The organism is Polaribacter sp. P097, from assembly GCF_036864555.1.
Lineage (GTDB): Bacteria > Bacteroidota > Bacteroidia > Flavobacteriales > Flavobacteriaceae > Polaribacter.
Genome location: NZ_JAZETJ010000001.1, coordinates 172,797 through 189,311, shown reverse-complemented (window position 1 = coordinate 189,311; position 16,515 = coordinate 172,797). Strand labels below are relative to the sequence as shown.

At 32.8% G+C, this 16,515-nt stretch carries 28 protein-coding genes; all 28 read left to right on the top strand.

Translation table 11 applies throughout. The features are described 5' to 3' along the window. Positions 1–2: 2 nt before the first annotated feature. The 28 genes from rplB to V7R38_RS00830 all read left to right on the top strand — a co-directional run bounded on the left by rplB (position 3) and on the right by V7R38_RS00830 (position 16,500). The gene (gene rplB, locus V7R38_RS00965; protein ID WP_015482223.1) at positions 3–827 is read left to right on the top strand and encodes a 50S ribosomal protein L2; all 825 of its coding nucleotides are present in this window, start codon (positions 3–5) and stop codon (positions 825–827) included. A 7-nt stretch (positions 828–834) separates the two neighbouring features. Continuing rightward, positions 835–1,113, top strand: coding sequence for a 30S ribosomal protein S19 (gene rpsS / locus V7R38_RS00960; RefSeq protein ID WP_334055663.1), 279 nt, complete (start codon positions 835–837; stop codon positions 1,111–1,113). A 6-nt stretch (positions 1,114–1,119) separates the two neighbouring features. Next, on the top strand, positions 1,120–1,524 hold the full coding sequence (gene rplV, locus V7R38_RS00955) for a 50S ribosomal protein L22 (RefSeq protein ID WP_334055662.1): 405 nt from the start codon (positions 1,120–1,122) through the stop codon (positions 1,522–1,524). A gap of 11 nt (positions 1,525–1,535) precedes the next feature. Then, positions 1,536–2,252: a 30S ribosomal protein S3 gene (gene rpsC, locus V7R38_RS00950; protein WP_015482226.1), complete on the top strand. Its 717-nt coding sequence runs from the start codon at positions 1,536–1,538 to the stop codon at positions 2,250–2,252. Positions 2,253–2,273: 21 nt separating this feature from the next. Then, entirely contained in the window at positions 2,274–2,705 is a 432-nt protein-coding gene (gene rplP, locus V7R38_RS00945) for a 50S ribosomal protein L16 (protein ID WP_053973147.1), read from the top strand. Between the two features lie 11 nt (positions 2,706–2,716). Further along, the gene (rpmC, locus tag V7R38_RS00940) at positions 2,717–2,908 is read left to right on the top strand and encodes a 50S ribosomal protein L29 (protein ID WP_015482228.1); all 192 of its coding nucleotides are present in this window, start codon (positions 2,717–2,719) and stop codon (positions 2,906–2,908) included. A gap of 20 nt (positions 2,909–2,928) precedes the next feature. Continuing rightward, on the top strand, positions 2,929–3,186 hold the full coding sequence (gene rpsQ, locus V7R38_RS00935) for a 30S ribosomal protein S17 (RefSeq protein ID WP_015482229.1): 258 nt from the start codon (positions 2,929–2,931) through the stop codon (positions 3,184–3,186). A 1-nt stretch (position 3,187) separates the two neighbouring features. Then, entirely contained in the window at positions 3,188–3,556 is a 369-nt protein-coding gene (gene rplN, locus V7R38_RS00930; RefSeq protein WP_015482230.1) for a 50S ribosomal protein L14, read from the top strand. A 12-nt stretch (positions 3,557–3,568) separates the two neighbouring features. Continuing rightward, a complete protein-coding gene (rplX, locus tag V7R38_RS00925) occupies positions 3,569–3,871 on the top strand; it encodes a 50S ribosomal protein L24 (RefSeq protein ID WP_334055661.1) in 303 nt (100 codons plus the stop codon). A gap of 8 nt (positions 3,872–3,879) precedes the next feature. Then, on the top strand, positions 3,880–4,431 hold the full coding sequence (rplE, locus tag V7R38_RS00920) for a 50S ribosomal protein L5 (protein ID WP_334055660.1): 552 nt from the start codon (positions 3,880–3,882) through the stop codon (positions 4,429–4,431). 3 nt (positions 4,432–4,434) lie between these two features. Then, positions 4,435–4,704 carry a 30S ribosomal protein S14 gene (gene rpsN / locus V7R38_RS00915; RefSeq protein ID WP_015482233.1) on the top strand — a complete coding sequence of 90 codons (270 nt, stop codon included), beginning with the start codon at positions 4,435–4,437 and terminating at the stop codon, positions 4,702–4,704. A gap of 162 nt (positions 4,705–4,866) precedes the next feature. Continuing rightward, entirely contained in the window at positions 4,867–5,265 is a 399-nt protein-coding gene (rpsH, locus tag V7R38_RS00910; RefSeq protein ID WP_015482234.1) for a 30S ribosomal protein S8, read from the top strand. A 9-nt stretch (positions 5,266–5,274) separates the two neighbouring features. Then, positions 5,275–5,820: a 50S ribosomal protein L6 gene (rplF, locus tag V7R38_RS00905; RefSeq protein ID WP_334055659.1), complete on the top strand. Its 546-nt coding sequence runs from the start codon at positions 5,275–5,277 to the stop codon at positions 5,818–5,820. Between the two features lie 11 nt (positions 5,821–5,831). Further along, complete coding sequence (gene rplR / locus V7R38_RS00900) at positions 5,832–6,182, top strand: 50S ribosomal protein L18 (protein ID WP_015482236.1); 351 nt, start codon at positions 5,832–5,834, stop codon at positions 6,180–6,182. A gap of 3 nt (positions 6,183–6,185) precedes the next feature. Then, a complete protein-coding gene (gene rpsE / locus V7R38_RS00895) occupies positions 6,186–6,710 on the top strand; it encodes a 30S ribosomal protein S5 (RefSeq protein WP_041383683.1) in 525 nt (174 codons plus the stop codon). An 11-nt stretch (positions 6,711–6,721) separates the two neighbouring features. After that, positions 6,722–6,904 carry a 50S ribosomal protein L30 gene (gene rpmD / locus V7R38_RS00890; RefSeq protein WP_015482238.1) on the top strand — a complete coding sequence of 61 codons (183 nt, stop codon included), beginning with the start codon at positions 6,722–6,724 and terminating at the stop codon, positions 6,902–6,904. A 10-nt stretch (positions 6,905–6,914) separates the two neighbouring features. After that, complete coding sequence (rplO, locus tag V7R38_RS00885; protein WP_015482239.1) at positions 6,915–7,367, top strand: 50S ribosomal protein L15; 453 nt, start codon at positions 6,915–6,917, stop codon at positions 7,365–7,367. A 13-nt stretch (positions 7,368–7,380) separates the two neighbouring features. Next, a complete protein-coding gene (gene secY, locus V7R38_RS00880; protein ID WP_041383685.1) occupies positions 7,381–8,703 on the top strand; it encodes a preprotein translocase subunit SecY in 1,323 nt (440 codons plus the stop codon). Position 8,704: 1 nt separating this feature from the next. Continuing rightward, complete coding sequence (infA, locus tag V7R38_RS00875; protein ID WP_015482241.1) at positions 8,705–8,920, top strand: translation initiation factor IF-1; 216 nt, start codon at positions 8,705–8,707, stop codon at positions 8,918–8,920. Between the two features lie 11 nt (positions 8,921–8,931). Continuing rightward, positions 8,932–9,048, top strand: coding sequence for a type B 50S ribosomal protein L36 (gene ykgO, locus V7R38_RS00870; protein WP_004568720.1), 117 nt, complete (start codon positions 8,932–8,934; stop codon positions 9,046–9,048). Then, the gene (gene rpsM / locus V7R38_RS00865; RefSeq protein ID WP_015482242.1) at positions 9,048–9,413 is read left to right on the top strand and encodes a 30S ribosomal protein S13; all 366 of its coding nucleotides are present in this window, start codon (positions 9,048–9,050) and stop codon (positions 9,411–9,413) included. The genes ykgO and rpsM overlap by 1 nt, the downstream gene beginning before the upstream one ends. A gap of 85 nt (positions 9,414–9,498) precedes the next feature. Then, positions 9,499–9,882 carry a 30S ribosomal protein S11 gene (gene rpsK / locus V7R38_RS00860; RefSeq protein ID WP_015482243.1) on the top strand — a complete coding sequence of 128 codons (384 nt, stop codon included), beginning with the start codon at positions 9,499–9,501 and terminating at the stop codon, positions 9,880–9,882. Positions 9,883–9,960: 78 nt separating this feature from the next. Next, positions 9,961–10,566: a 30S ribosomal protein S4 gene (gene rpsD / locus V7R38_RS00855; RefSeq protein ID WP_334055658.1), complete on the top strand. Its 606-nt coding sequence runs from the start codon at positions 9,961–9,963 to the stop codon at positions 10,564–10,566. Positions 10,567–10,660: 94 nt separating this feature from the next. Beyond that, positions 10,661–11,653, top strand: coding sequence for a DNA-directed RNA polymerase subunit alpha (locus tag V7R38_RS00850; RefSeq protein WP_053973135.1), 993 nt, complete (start codon positions 10,661–10,663; stop codon positions 11,651–11,653). A gap of 59 nt (positions 11,654–11,712) precedes the next feature. After that, positions 11,713–12,195, top strand: coding sequence for a 50S ribosomal protein L17 (gene rplQ / locus V7R38_RS00845; RefSeq protein ID WP_015482246.1), 483 nt, complete (start codon positions 11,713–11,715; stop codon positions 12,193–12,195). A 155-nt stretch (positions 12,196–12,350) separates the two neighbouring features. Continuing rightward, positions 12,351–13,475: a glutamine-hydrolyzing carbamoyl-phosphate synthase small subunit gene (gene carA, locus V7R38_RS00840; RefSeq protein WP_334055657.1), complete on the top strand. Its 1,125-nt coding sequence runs from the start codon at positions 12,351–12,353 to the stop codon at positions 13,473–13,475. Positions 13,476–13,743: 268 nt separating this feature from the next. Then, the gene (eno, locus tag V7R38_RS00835) at positions 13,744–15,030 is read left to right on the top strand and encodes a phosphopyruvate hydratase (protein ID WP_334055656.1); all 1,287 of its coding nucleotides are present in this window, start codon (positions 13,744–13,746) and stop codon (positions 15,028–15,030) included. 183 nt (positions 15,031–15,213) lie between these two features. After that, positions 15,214–16,500: a citrate synthase gene (locus tag V7R38_RS00830; protein WP_334055655.1), complete on the top strand. Its 1,287-nt coding sequence runs from the start codon at positions 15,214–15,216 to the stop codon at positions 16,498–16,500. Positions 16,501–16,515 lie beyond the last annotated feature (15 nt).

Here is a 16,515-nt window from a genome sequence, read left to right as displayed (position 1 = left end):
CAATGTCAGTTAGAAAATTAAAACCAATAACACCAGGTCAGCGTTTTAGAGTTGTAAATGGGTTCGACGCCATAACAACTGATAAGCCGGAAAAGTCATTATTGGCACCGAAAAAAAGATCTGGAGGTCGAAACAGTCAAGGTAGAATGACTACACGTAATATAGGTGGAGGTCATAAGCAGAAATATCGTATTATCGACTTTAAAAGAGATAAGAAAGATGTTCCTGCAACAGTTAAAACTATAGAGTACGATCCTAATCGTACTGCATTTATTGCTTTACTTAGTTATGCTGATGGTGAAAAGAGATATGTAATTGCTCAAAACGGTTTAACTGTAGGTCAGACTGTAGTTTCAGGAAGTGGTATTACTCCAGAAATTGGTAATGCAATGCCTTTAAGTGAAATTCCATTAGGAACAACTATTTCATGTATTGAGTTACGTCCTGGTCAGGGTGCTGTTATGGCAAGATCTGCTGGATCTTTTGCACAGTTAATGGCAAGAGATGGTAAGTATGCTACTGTTAAATTACCTTCAGGTGAAACTAGATTAATTCTACTTACTTGTATGGCTACAATTGGAGTTGTATCTAATTCAGATCATCAATTATTAGTTTCTGGTAAGGCTGGTAGAAGAAGATGGTTAGGTAGAAGACCAAGAGTTAACGCTGTTAGAATGAACCCTGTAGATCACCCAATGGGAGGTGGTGAAGGACGTTCTTCTGGAGGTCATCCAAGATCAAGAAATGGTATACCTGCTAAAGGTTACAAAACTAGATCTAAGACTAAGGCTAGTAATAAGTATATCATAGAACGTAGAAAGAAATAATTAAGTTATGGCAAGATCATTAAAAAAAGGACCTTACGTTCACTATAAGTTAGAGAAAAAAGTGTTAGCTAATGTAGAAGCTGGAAATAAAACAGTTATTAAGACTTGGTCTAGAGCAAGTATGATAACTCCAGATTTCGTTGGTCAAACTATTGCAGTTCACAATGGACGTCAGTTTGTACCAGTTTACATTACTGAAAACATGGTAGGGCATAAATTAGGCGAATTTTCACCAACACGTTCTTTTAGAGGACATGCAGGTGCAAAAAATAAAGGTAAAAAATAGTAGGAAATGGGAGTTCGTAAAAAAAATATGGCAGATCAGTTAAAAGCAGATAGAAAGCAACGTGCTTTCGCTAAGCTTACTAACTGTCCTACATCACCAAGAAAAATGCGTTTAGTTGCTGATCAAGTAAGAGGTGTTGAAGTGGAAAAAGCTTTGCAAATCTTAAAATTCAGTCCTAAAGAGGCATCTATTAATTTAGAAAAATTATTGTTATCTGCAATTGCAAATTGGCAAGCTAAGAATGAAGATTCATCTATAGAAGATGCTGGTTTATTCGTAAAGTCTATTTGTGTAGATAGCGCAGGTATGTTAAAAAGATTAAGACCTGCTCCACAAGGTCGTGCTCATAGAATTCGTAAGCGTTCTAATCACGTTACTTTAGAGTTAGGTAGTAAAAGTTTAAGTAATTAATCAAAGTAGAAATGGGACAAAAAACAAATCCAATTGGGAATCGTTTAGGAATCATCAGAGGTTGGGAGTCTAACTGGTATGGTGGAAATGACTACGGAGATAAAATTGCTGAAGATGATAAGATAAGAAAGTATATTCATGCTAGATTATCTAAAGCAAGTGTTTCTAGAGTAATTATAGAGCGTACTTTAAAACTTGTAACCGTTACTATTACTACTGCACGTCCAGGTATCATTATTGGTAAAGGAGGTCAGGAAGTAGACAAGTTAAAAGAGGAGCTTAAGAAAATTACTGGTAAAGAAGTTCAAATTAATATTTTTGAAATTAAGCGTCCAGAATTAGATGCAAGATTAGTTGCAACTAGTGTTGCACGTCAAATTGAAAATAGAATTTCTTACAAGAGAGCTATAAAAATGGCAATTGCTGCTACAATGCGTATGAATGCTGAAGGTATTAAAATTCAGATTTCAGGACGTCTAAATGGTGCAGAAATGGCTAGATCAGAACATTTTAAAGAAGGTAGAATTCCTCTTTCTACTTTTAGAGCTGACATTGATTATGCTTTAGTTGAAGCGCATACAACCTATGGTAGATTAGGTGTAAAAGTATGGATAATGAAAGGTGAGGTTTATGGAAAAAGAGAGTTATCTCCTTTAGTTGGTTTGTCTAAAAAGCAAGGTGGTAAAGGTGGTGATAGATCTAAACGTCAACCACGTAGAAGAAAATAATTTTTAAACTAGAAATTAAAAATGTTACAGCCAAAAAGAGTAAAATATCGTAAGGTACAGAAAGGCAAAGGAAATATGTCTGGAAACTCTCAAAGAGGTAATCAACTTTCTAACGGAATGTTTGGTATTAAATCTTTGGACCAGAATTTATTAACTTCACGTCAGATTGAAGCAGCTCGTATTGCAGCTACTCGTCATATGAAAAGAGAAGGTCAGTTATGGATTAAAATCTTTCCAGATAAACCTATTACAAAGAAGCCTTTAGAGGTACGTATGGGTAAAGGTAAAGGTGCTCCAGATCATTTCGTAGCAGTAATCAAACCAGGTAGAATTTTGTTTGAAGTTGGTGGTGTACCAATGGACGTAGCAAAAGAAGCTCTTCGTTTAGCTGCTCAGAAACTTCCAGTAAGAACGAAGTTTGTAATCGCAAGAGATTTTGATATTAACGCATAATTCTAAAGAAAATGAAACAGTCAGAAATTAAAGAATTATCTACAGCTGATCTTAATGAAAAGTTGGTAGCGTTGCAAAAAAATTATACCGATCTTAAAATGGCTCACGCAATTACTCCTATGGAGAATCCTTTGCAGTTGAGAAGTTTAAGAAGAACTGTAGCAAGAATTGCAACAGAATTAACAAAAAGAGAATTACAATAATTCTATAGTCAGTTTTAAAGATGGAAAAAAGAAATCTTAGAAAAGAGAGAATTGGTGTTGTTTCTAGTAGCAAAATGGAGAAATCTATTGTTGTTTCTGAAACGAAAAGAGTAAAACACCCAATGTACGGTAAATTCGTTTTAAAGACGAAAAAGTACGTTGCACACGACGAACAGAATGATTGCAACGAAGGAGATACTGTTAGGATCATGGAAACTAGACCTATGAGTAAATCTAAGCGTTGGAGATTAGTAGAAATCCTAGAAAGAGCTAAATAATATGTTACAGACAGAATCAAGATTAAAAGTAGCAGACAATACTGGAGCAAAAGAAGTTTTAGTAATTAGAGTTTTAGGAGGAACAAAAAAACGTTACGCAAGTATTGGAGACAAAATTGTTGTATCGGTAAAATCTGCAACTCCTAACGGAACTGTAAAAAAAGGTCAAGTATCTAGAGCAGTTGTTGTAAGAACTAAAAAAGAAGTTAGACGTAAAGACGGGTCTTATATTAGATTTGACGATAACGCTTGTGTACTATTAAATCCTACAGAGGAAATGAGAGGAACACGTGTTTTTGGACCAGTTGCTCGTGAGCTTCGTGAGAAACAATTTATGAAAATTGTATCATTAGCACCTGAAGTGCTTTAAACTATTACACAAATGAAGAAGTTCAAATTAAAATCAGGAGATACTGTAAAAGTTATTGCAGGTGATCATAAAGGATCTGAAGGTAAAGTTTTACAAATTATCAAAGACAAGGATAGAGTATTGGTAGAAGGTGTGAATTTAGTTTCTAAACACACTAAACCAAGTGCACAAAGTCCTCAAGGTGGTATTGTAAAAAAAGAAGCATCACTGCATATATCTAACGTTATGTTGGTAGAAGATGGTGTAGCTGTAAGAGTTGGTTATAATGTTGATGGAGATACTAAAACTAGAATCTCTAAAAAAACGAATAAATAGAATTAATCATGAGTTACGTACCAAGATTAAAAGCAGAATACAAAGAAAGAGTTATAAAAAGTCTTACTGAAGAATTCAGCTATAAGAATGTTATGCAAGTACCAAAATTAGAAAAGATTGTTGTTTCTAAAGGTGTTGGTGCTGCTATTGCAGATAAGAAATTAATAGATTATGCTGTAGAAGAGTTGACTAAGATTACTGGTCAAAAAGCAATTTCTACGATGTCTAAGAAAGATGTTGCATCTTTTAAATTACGTAAAGGAATGCCAATTGGTGTAAAAGTTACGTTAAGAGGAGATAAAATGTACGAGTTTTTAGACAGATTAGTTACTGCTTCTTTACCACGTGTAAGAGACTTTAACGGTATTAAAGCTAATGGATTTGATGGGAGAGGTAATTATAACTTAGGTATTACTGAGCAAATTATTTACCCAGAAATTAATATAGACCAAGTTAAGAAAATCAATGGAATGGATATTACATTTGTAACATCTGCTCAAACTGATAAAGAAGCAAAGTCATTATTAGGAGAATTAGGTTTACCATTCAAAAAAAATTAAGAAATGGCTAAAGAATCAATGAAAGCGCGTGAGCGCAAAAGAGAACGTACAGTTGCAAAGTATGCTGAGAAAAGAAAAGCTTTAAAAGAGGCTGGAGATTATGAAGCATTGCAAAAGTTACCAAAAAATGCATCACCAGTAAGATTACATAATAGATGTAAATTAACTGGACGTCCAAAAGGATATATGAGACAGTTTGGTATTTCTCGTGTAACTTTTCGTGAAATGGCTAATCAAGGATTGATACCAGGAGTTAAAAAAGCTAGTTGGTAGAAATTTCATTATAAGTCTATAAATAAAAATAGAATGTGTATCTTTGCACGCTCTATTTTTTTTGAGTATTAGAATTTTAACTGATTAAAGGTTCAATTTTCACAGAGAAATCTGTAGCATAAATAGAGGAAATTGAAAACCATAGTCGCAAATTAAATAAATATGTATACAGATCCAATTGCGGATTTTCTTACAAGAGTAAGAAATGCTATTGCAGCAGGACACAGAGTAGTGGAAATTCCAGCTTCAAACTTGAAGAAGGAAATGACTAAGATTTTGTTTGATCAAGGTTATATTTTAAGCTATCAGTTCAATGACGATAAAGTTCAGGGGACTATTAAGATCGCTTTAAAGTATGACAAGGAAACAAAAGAGTCAGTAATTAGAAAAATTCAACGTATCAGTACACCTGGTTTACGTAAATACGTAGGGTCTTCAGAGATGCCTAGAGTATTAAACGGTCTTGGTATTGCTATTGTTTCAACATCAAAAGGTGTTATGACAAACAAAAAAGCAAAACAAGAAAATGTTGGAGGAGAAGTTTTATGTTACGTTTATTAAACCTAAGAGATGAGTAGAATTGGAAAAAACCCAGTTAGCATCGCACAAGGTGTAGATGTAAGCATTAAAGACAACGTTATTACTGTAAAAGGAAAGTTAGGTGAATTATCACAAACTATTTCTGAAGGAATTACGGTAAGTATTGAAGATAACACTATCACTTTAGATAGAGCTTCAGAAAGTAAAGACCATAAAGCACAACATGGTTTAATGAGAGCATTGATCAATAACATGATCGAAGGTGTTTCTAAAGGATGGACTAAAGATTTAGAATTGGTAGGTGTTGGTTATAGAGCATCGAATCAAGGACAAAAGTTAGATTTAGCTTTAGGTTTCTCACATAATATTGTTTTAAACTTGGCTCCAGAGGTTAAGGTTGAAACTATTTCAGAGAAAGGGAAAAACCCAATCATTAAATTAACTTCGTTTGATAAACAATTAGTTGGTCAAGTAGCTGCAAAGATTCGTTCTTTCAGAGCTCCAGAGCCTTATAAAGGTAAAGGTGTTAAGTTTGTTGGTGAAGTATTAAGAAGAAAAGCAGGTAAGTCTGCATAATATATAGCATTATGGCATTATCAAAGCTACAAAGAAGAGCTAGAATTAAGCGTAGAATTAGAAAGATCGTTTCTGGTACTGCTACTAAACCAAGATTATCGGTTTATAGAAGTAACAAAGAGATTTATGCGCAACTAGTAGACGATGTAAACGGAGTTACTTTAGCTTCTGTTTCATCTAGAGATAAAGAAATAAAAGCAAGTTCAAAAGCTGAGGCAGCTACTGCAGTAGGGAAATCAATTGCAGAAAAAGCTACCAAATCAGGTATTGAAACAGTTGCTTTCGATAGAAATGGTTATTTATACCATGGTAGAGTTAAAGTATTAGCAGAAGCTGCAAGAGAAGCTGGTTTAAAATTTTAAGAAATTATGCAAGGTTATAAAAACGTAGAAAGAGTTAAACCAAGCGGATTAGAGCTTGTAGATAGATTAGTTGGTGTACAACGTGTAACTAAAGTAACAAAAGGGGGTAGAGCATTTGGTTTCTCTGCAATCGTTGTTGTTGGTGATGGTAATGGTGTTGTAGGTCATGGTTTAGGAAAATCTAAGGATGTTTCTTCTGCTATTGCAAAAGCAGTAGAAGACGCAAAGAAAAATTTAGTAAGAATACCTATTTTAGAAGGTACTTTACCTCATGAGCAAAAAGGTAAGTTTGGAGGTGCAAAAGTATTCATCAAGCCTGCTTCTCCTGGTACAGGGGTTATTGCTGGTGGTGCAGTTCGTGCAGTATTAGAATCTGTTGGTGTACATGATGTATTATCAAAATCTCAGGGTTCTTCAAATCCTCACAATGCAGTAAAGGCAACTTTTGATGCTTTACTTCAATTAAGAAGTGCAGCAGCAATTGCTAAGCAAAGAGGTATATCTTTAGAAAAAGTATTTAACGGATAAATCTAGAAGAGATGGCAAAAATTAAAGTTACACAAGTAAAAAGTCAAATCGGGCGTTTAAAGAATCAAAAAAGAACTTTAGAGGCATTAGGTTTACGTAGATTAAACCAAACTGTTGAGCATGAGGCAACTCCATCAATCGTTGGTATGGTAAATAAAGTTTCACATTTGGTTTCTGTAGAGGAATCAAAATAAGATATTTAAAATGAGTAGTTTACACAATTTAACACCAGCAGAAGGATCTGTTAAAAAAGGGAAAAGAATCGCACGTGGTGAAGGTTCTGGTCATGGAGGAACTTCTACAAGAGGTCACAAAGGGGCTAAATCTCGTTCAGGTTATTCTAGAAAAATAGGTTTTGAGGGTGGTCAAATGCCACTTCAAAGACGTGTACCAAAGTTTGGTTTCACGAATATAAACCGTAAAGAATATCAAGGTATCAATTTAGATAAATTACAATCTTTAGTTGATGCAGGGAAAATAAAAGATACAGTAGATTTAGATACTTTAGTAGCTAATAGATTGGCAGGTAAGAATGACTTGGTTAAGATATTAGGTAATGGAGAATTAAAAGCTAAATTAAATATAACTGTACATAAATTTACAGCATCAGCAAAAGCGGCAATTGAAGCTGCTGGAGGAGAAGCTGTTACTTTATAAGATCTCGTAAATGATGAATTTTATTAATAGATTAAAAGACATTTTCAGTATTGAAGAATTAAAAAACAAAATTCTTCTAACAATTGGTTTAATTGCTGTGTATCGTTTTATGGCTGCTGTTCCTTTACCAGGGGTAGATCCATTACAACTTGCAGCTTTAAAAGAAAGTACAGATGGTGGTCTTTTAGGTTTATTGAATGCATTTACAGGAGGGGCATTTGCTAGAGCGTCAGTAATGGCACTTGGTATTATGCCATATATTTCTGCATCTATTGTAGTTCAGTTAATGGGAATAGCCGTTCCTTATTTACAGAAGTTACAGAAAGATGGAGAAAGTGGACGTAAAAAAATTACACAAATAACTAGATGGTTGACGATAGCCATTACTTTGGTGCAAGCACCAACGTATATTACAGCTATTAAAACTCAATTTGGTCTTGGTCCTGAAGCCTTTTTGGTGAGTGGAGCAACATTTTGGGTTTCATCGATAATCATTTTAACTGCAGGTACTATTTTTGCAATGTGGTTAGGAGAGCGTATTACAGATAAAGGAGTTGGTAATGGTATATCATTATTAATTACTGTTGGTATTATTGCTAATTTTCCTGCTGCATTTTTACAAGAATTTGTTGCTAAAACAACAAATGCTGGTGCAGGTGGAGTAATGATGATCTTAATTGAAATCATTGTTTGGTTCGTAGTAATTTTACTTACTGTTTTATTAGTTACTGCTGTAAGAAAGATTGCAGTTCAATATGCTAGAAGAACAGTTGCAGGAAACGTACAAAATGTTGCAGGGAGTAGAGATTATATTCCTTTAAAATTAAATGCAGCTGGTGTAATGCCTATTATTTTTGCACAAGCAATAATGTTTATTCCTATGGCTTTAGCTCAGAGGTTTCCATTTATGGCAAGTTTGCAAGATATTAATGGGTTAGGTTACAATGTTATTTTTGCATTGTTAATTATCATTTTTAGTTTTTTCTATACAGCAATTACTATTCCTACGAATAAAATGGCTGAAGATTTAAAAAGAAGTGGTGGTTTTATACCAGGAATAAGACCAGGTAAAGATACTGCAGAACGTTTAGATTCTGTTTTATCTAGAATTACATTTCCGGGTTCTTTATTTTTAGCGGCTTTATCAATTTTGCCAGCAATTGTAGTTCAGTTTGGAGTACAACAAAGTTGGGCAATGTTTTACGGAGGTACATCACTAATCATTATGGTTGGTGTTGCTATAGATACATTACAACAAATTAATTCCTATTTATTAAATCGTCATTATGATGGTTTAATGAAAACAGGAAACAGCAATAGAAAATCGAATAAATAGTATGGCTAAACAATCAGCAATTCAACAAGATGGGACTATTACAGAAGCATTATCAAATGCAATGTTTCGTGTAGAATTAGAAAACGGTCATATTGTTACGGCTCATATATCAGGTAAAATGCGAATGCATTATATTAAACTTTTACCAGGAGATAAGGTAAAGTTAGAAATGAGTCCATACGATTTAACGAAAGCAAGAATTACTTACAGATACTAAAAACAAAACAGATGAAAGTTAGAGCATCAGTTAAAAAGAGAAGTGCCGACTGCAAAATAGTGCGCAGAAAAGGTAGATTATACGTGATTAATAAACAAAATCCTAGATTTAAACAAAGACAAGGGTAATGGCAAGAATAGCAGGTATTGATATTCCAAAGAATAAAAGAGGAGTTATTGCTTTAACTTACATCTTTGGTATAGGAAACAGCAGAGCTAAAAAAGTTTTAGCAGAAGCTAAGGTTGACGAAAGCATTAAAGTTCAAGATTGGACTGATGAGCAAATCGCAGCAATTAGAGAGCAAGTAGGATCTTTCACAATTGAAGGTGAGTTACGTTCTGAGGTACAAATAAACATCAAACGTTTGATGGATATTGGATGTCAAAGAGGTATTCGTCATAGATTAGGTCTTCCTTTAAGAGGTCAAAGAACCAAAAACAATTCTCGTACTAGAAAAGGTAAGAGAAAAACAGTAGCTAACAAGAAGAAATAAGTTAGAGATTAAACTAGTTGTTAACTGGTAGTGTGCCGTATTTAGATACAATTTACTATTAAGTGATGACTGAACAACAAATATTATGGCAAAAGCAAGTTCAAAAAAACGTAAGGTTATAATTGATGCGATTGGAGAAGCTCACGTAAGTGCAACTTTTAACAACATCATTATTTCTTTAACAAATAAAAAAGGTGATGTTATATCTTGGTCATCTGCAGGTAAAATGGGTTTTAGAGGTTCTAAAAAGAATACTCCATATGCAGCTCAATTAGCAGCAGAAGATTGTGCAAATGTAGCAAAAGAAGCAGGTTTACGTAAAGTAAAAGTTTATGTAAAAGGGCCAGGTAATGGTAGAGAATCTGCAATTAGATCTATCCACAATGCAGGTATTGAAGTAACAGAAATTATTGATGTTACACCAATTCCACATAATGGATGTCGTCCACCAAAAAGAAGAAGAGTATAATTATATTTTAATCGATTAGGAAAAAGATTTTCGAAGGATAAGCCTTAATTCATAATCCCTAATCATAACAAAAAAGAAATGGCAAGATATACAGGACCAAAAACTAAAATTGCTCGTAAATTTGGCGAGGCAATTTTCGGAGAAGATAAGAACTTCGAAAAAAGAAATTTTCCTCCAGGACAACATGGAAATGCGAGAAGAAGAGGAAAGAAATCTGAATATGCAACTCAGTTAATGGAGAAGCAAAAAGCGAAATATACTTATGGTATTTTAGAGCGTCAATTCAGTAACTTGTTTAAAAAAGCATCTGCATCTCAAGGAATTACAGGTGAAATCTTATTACAATTATGTGAATCTCGTTTAGATAACGTTGTTTACAGAATGGGTATTTCAAATTCTAGAAGTGGAGCTCGTCAATTAGTATCTCACAGACATATTACTGTAAATGGTGAAATCGTTAACATTCCATCATACAGTTTAAAAGAAGGAGATGTTGTTGCAGTTAGAGAAAAATCTAAATCTTTAGTGGCTATCGAGGAGGCATTAGCATCTAACAATAATGTATTCGAATGGTTAACTTGGAATAATGATACTAAATCAGGAACTTTTGTTAAGGTACCAGAAAGATTACAAATTCCAGAAAACATTAAAGAGCAATTAATCGTAGAATTATATTCTAAGTAATAAATTAATCATATTGGTATTTGGCCAAAGGGTTTTTAGTATTTCTTCACACTCAAAAACCGCGCAACTAAATAACAATTAAAAAGAAGAACAAATGGCAATTTTAAATTTTCAGAAACCTGATAAAGTAATAATGATTGAATCTACAGATTTTTCTGGAAGATTTGAGTTTAGACCTTTAGAGCCAGGTTTTGGATTAACAGTAGGTAATGCTTTAAGAAGAGTATTATTATCTTCATTAGAAGGTTTTGCAATTACATCATTAAGAATTGATGGTGTAGAGCACGAATTTTCAACGGTTTCAGGAATCGTAGAAGATGTTACTGAAATTATATTAAACTTAAAACAAGTTCGTTTTAAGAAGCAGATTGATGAAACAGATAGAGAAACTGTATCAGTTTCAGTATCTGGTCAAGAGCAATTTACAGCAGGAGATTTACAGAAGTTTATTTCTGGTTTTCAAGTATTGAACCCAGATTTAGTAATCTGTAATATGGATAAATCTGTAAAATTAAATGCAGAAATCACAATTGAAAAAGGTAGAGGATTTGTACCTGCAGAAGAAAACAAAAAAGCTTCTGCACCTATAGGAACAATCTTTACAGATTCTATTTACACTCCAATAAAGAATGTAAAATATGCAATTGAGAACTTTCGTGTAGAGCAAAAGACAGATTATGAAAAATTAGTTTTCGATATCGATACTGATGGATCAATCAATCCTAAAGATGCTTTAACAGAAGCTGCTAAAATTTTAATTCACCACTTTATGTTATTCTCTGATGAGCGTATCACTTTAGAGGCTGATGAAATTGCACAGACTGAAACATATGATGAAGAATCTTTACATATGCGTCAGTTATTGAAAACTAGATTAATCGATATGGATTTATCTGTAAGAGCTTTAAATTGTTTAAAAGCTGCAGAAGTAGATACATTAGGAGATTTAGTTTCATTTAACAAGAGTGATTTAATGAAGTTTAGAAACTTTGGTAAAAAATCATTAACAGAACTAGAGGAATTAGTTATAGTTAAAGGTTTAAGTTTTGGAATGGATTTAACAAAATATAAATTAGATAGAGATTAACCTTTCATAGTTTGCTCCTCAAAATGGGTAGATGCAAGATGAAAGAATAAACAAAGGTCATGAGACACGGAAAAAAACACAATCATTTAGGTAGAAAGACAGCGCATAGAAAAGCGATGTTAGCAAATATGGCTTGTTCATTAATTGAACACAAACGTATTAATACTACAGTAGCAAAAGCAAAAGCATTAAGAGTTTTTGTAGAGCCATTAATTACTAAATCTAAATCAGATACAACTCACAACAGACGTATAGTATTTTCATACTTACGTGACAAGTATGCAGTAACTGAACTTTTTAGAGAAGTATCTGTAAAGGTAGCTGATAGACCAGGTGGTTATATTCGTATCATTAAATTAGGAAATCGTCAAGGAGATAATGCTCCTATGGCTATGGTTGAGTTAGTTGATTACAACGAACTTTATAATCCTAAAGGTGCGAAAGCTAAAAAATCTACACGTAGAAGTAGAAGAGGAGGTTCTAAGAAAACTGAAACTGCTCAAGTAGAAAATACTTCAACTGAAGAGAAATCAGAGGAATAAAAAATGAAGATTTTTTAAAATATATAAAGGGATAAGCGTTTACGTTTATCCCTTTTTTTGTAAATAAAAAGTAATAACTCTTTTAGCTAAAAATAAGCTTATATCTTATTTTTGTAAAACTTTTTCTGTATGGCAGAAAATAAACAGAATAAAAAATGAAATATCAACAAAGAAAAAAAGCGTTAGTATTATTAGCAGATGGTACTATCTTTTATGGTAAGTCTGTAGGAATAGAAGGTTCAGCAACTGGTGAAATTTGTTTTAATACTGGAATGACTGGTTATCAAGAAATCTTTACAGATCCTTCTTACTTTGGTCAGCTAATGGTAACTACCAATGCCCATATAGGTAATTACGGAGTGAATGATAATGAAGTAGAATCAGATTCAATTAAAATATCAGGTTTAATTTGTAGAAACTTTAGTTTTACACATTCTAGAGTAGATTCTAATGGCAATTTATTAGACTGGTTTAAAAAACATAATCTTGTTGCTATTTCAGATGTTGATACTAGAGCACTTGTTTCTTATATTAGAGACAATGGAGCAATGAATGCCATAATTTCTACGGATGTAGATAATATTGAAGGCCTTAAAAAGCAATTAGCAGCTGTACCAAGTATGGAAGGTTTAGAATTGGCTTCTAAAGTATCTACTAAAGAACCTTATTTTATTGGTGAAAAAGATTCACCTATAAAAATATCAGCATTAGATATTGGTATCAAAAAAAATATATTAAGAAACTTAGCAAAAAGAGGAGCATATATAAAAGTGTTTCAATATAATTCTAAATTTGAAGATTTAGAAAGTTTTAATCCTGATGGTTATTTTATTTCCAACGGACCTGGTGACCCAGAGCCTTTAACAGAGGCAATTGAAGTAGCTAAAGAGATTATCAAAAGAGATTTACCTCTTTTTGGAATTTGTTTAGGGCATCAAGTTATTGCATTGGCAAACGGAATTTCTACTTACAAAATGCATAATGGTCATAGAGGAATTAATCATCCTATTAAAAACCTTTTAACGGGTAAAGGAGAAATTACTTCTCAAAACCATGGTTTTGCAATTAATAGAGAAGAAACAGAAGCTAATCCAGATGTAGAAATTACACATATTCATTTAAATGATAATACTGTTGCAGGTATTAGAATGAAAGACAAAAAAGTGTTTTCTGTGCAATATCACCCAGAAGCTAGTCCAGGACCAAACGATTCTGTGTATTTATTCGATCAATTTATAAATAGTTTGAGCAAGAATAAAGAAGTTTCGTCTACACTTTAAGGTTATTAATCGAAATTTACCTGTTTTTCAGGTGGTATTAATTCCTGATTTATAATATAATAGTATATTTGAAGTGTGATGTAAAAATCACATTTCTTTTTCATAGCAATTTTCCCACTCAATTTTATTGAGTGGGTTTTTTGATTTTAGGATACTCAGTAAACGTTTTCGTAATTATTCAAAATCAAATTATTAATTCTATACAACATTTTGTAATTTAGCAATGACTAATCAAAGCTCTGTATAATTGAGCTTTAAATCTATAAAAATGAGTATAATTATAAGTGTACACGCACGTCAAATATTTGATTCAAGAGGTAATCCAACTGTAGAAGTAGATGTTACTACAGAAAACGGAATTGTAGGTAGAGCTGCTGTTCCTTCAGGTGCCTCTACAGGAGAACATGAAGCTGTAGAACTTAGAGATGGTGGTAAAGATTACATGGGTAAAGGAGTTTTAAAAGCTGTAGAAAATGTAAACAATACTATTGCAGAAGAACTTTTAGGAGTTTCTGTTTTTGAGCAAAACGCAATAGATCAATTAATGATTGATTTAGATGGCACTAGCAACAAATCAAAATTAGGTGCAAATGCAATTTTAGGTGTATCATTAGCAGCAGCTAAAGCAGCAGCTAATGAATTAGGAATGCCTTTGTATAGATATGTTGGTGGTGTTTCTGCAAACACGTTACCATTACCAATGATGAATATCATTAATGGTGGTTCACATTCAGATGCTCCAATTGCATTTCAAGAATTTATGGTTATGCCTGTAAAAGCAAATAACTTTTCTGAAGCAATGAAAATGGGTTCTGAAATTTTTCATAACCTGAAGAAAGTTTTACACGATAGAAATTTATCTACAGCAGTAGGTGATGAAGGTGGTTTTGCACCAACTTTAGAAGGTACAGAAGATGCTTTAGATACCATTGCTTTAGCTGTTAAAAATGCGGGTTATTCTTTTGGTGATGAAATTATGATTGCCTTAGACTGTGCAGCAGCAGAGTTTTATGTTGATGGTGCATACGATTACACTAAATTTGAGGGTAGTAAAGGTAAAGTAAGAACAAGCCAAGAGCAAGCAGATTATTTAGCTGAGTTAGCAGCTAATTATCCTATTATATCTATTGAAGATGGTATGGATGAAAATGATTGGGATGGTTGGAAATACCTTACAGAAAAAATTGGAGATAAAGTTCAGTTAGTGGGTGATGATTTATTTGTTACTAATGTAGAGAGATTATCAAAAGGTATTGACAATGGAATCGCAAATTCAATCTTAATCAAAGTAAATCAAATTGGTACTTTAACAGAAACCATAGCTGCAGTAAATATGGCTAAAAATGCAGGGTATACTTCTGTAATGTCTCACAGATCTGGAGAAACAGAAGACAATACTATTGCAGATTTAGCAGTAGCTTTAAACTGTGGTCAAATTAAAACTGGTTCTGCTTCACGTTCAGACAGAATGGCTAAGTATAATCAATTATTAAGAATTGAAGAAGCTTTAGGAGCAACTGCTTACTTTCCAAAAGAGAAAGCTTTTAAGATATAATACAATTATCATATTTTATATAAAAACCTTGCAATATTCTTGCAAGGTTTTCTTGTTTATTAAGGTATTGTTAAATAAATCAATTTTATGTTTTAATACTAAAAATCTATATCTGTATCCTTTTAAAATATTTTAAAATATGGTATCTTCGTGCAAGGAAAAATTTTATTAAAAAATACATAAATGCCAGATATAGCTAAATTACATATTGGAGATAATTCTTACGAATTTCCTCTAGTAAAAGGAACAGAAGATGAAGTTGCAATTGATATAAAATCATTAAGAGGTGCAACAAATGGAGTGATTACAATTGATCCTGGTTTTAAAAATACAGGTTCTTGTGAAAGTGCCATTACATTTTTAGATGGTGAAAAAGGTATTTTAAGATATAGAGGTTACCCAATAGAACAATTGGCAGAGAAAGCAGACTTTTTAGAAGTTGCTTATGCTTTAATTTTTGGTGATTTACCAACTACTGAGCAATTAGAAAAATTTCATTCAGATATTAAATCTAAATCTGTTGTTGATGATGATGTTAAAAAGATTTTAGATGCTTTTCCAAAGACAGCTCACCCAATGGGTATTTTGTCTTCATTAACAAGTGCGCTTACTGCTTTTAATCCTTCTTCTGTAAATGTAGATTCAGAGGAAGATATGTATAGAGCAATTGTTAAAATATTAGGGAAGTTTCCTGTTTTAGTAGCATGGACAATGCGTAAAAAACAAGGATTGCCTTTAAATTACGGTTCTAAGTCTTTAGGGTATGTAGAAAATATTATGCAAATGATGTTTGAGCAGCCAAATGAAGCTTATGAAATGAATACCATTGTAAAAGATGCTTTAGATAAATTATTAATTTTACATGCAGATCATGAGCAAAACTGTTCTACATCTACAGTAAGAATAGTTGGTTCTTCTCATGCTGGTTTATTTGCTTCTTTATCTGCAGGTATTTCTGCACTTTGGGGGCCATTACATGGTGGTGCTAACCAGGCAGTATTAGAAATGCTAGAAGCTATTAAAGAAGATGGTGGAGATACTAAAAAGTACATGGCTAAAGCAAAAGATAAGAACGATCCATTTAGATTAATGGGCTTTGGTCACAGAGTTTATAAAAACTTCGATCCAAGAGCAAAAATCATTAAGAAAGCTGCAGATGAAGTATTAAATAGTTTAGGTGTTAATGATCCTATTTTAGAGATAGCAAAAGGATTAGAGGAAGAAGCTTTAAACGATCCTTACTTTGTAGACCGTAAACTATATCCAAATGTAGATTTCTATTCAGGTATTATTTACAGAGCAATGGGTATTCCTGTAGAAATGTTTACAGTAATGTTTGCTTTAGGGCGTTTGCCAGGTTGGATTGCACAATGGAAAGAAATGAGATTAAACAAAGAGCCAATAGGTAGACCACGTCAAATCTATACTGGTGAAACAGAAAGATCTTTTACATCTATAGAAAACAGATAATAAACTATTATTTTT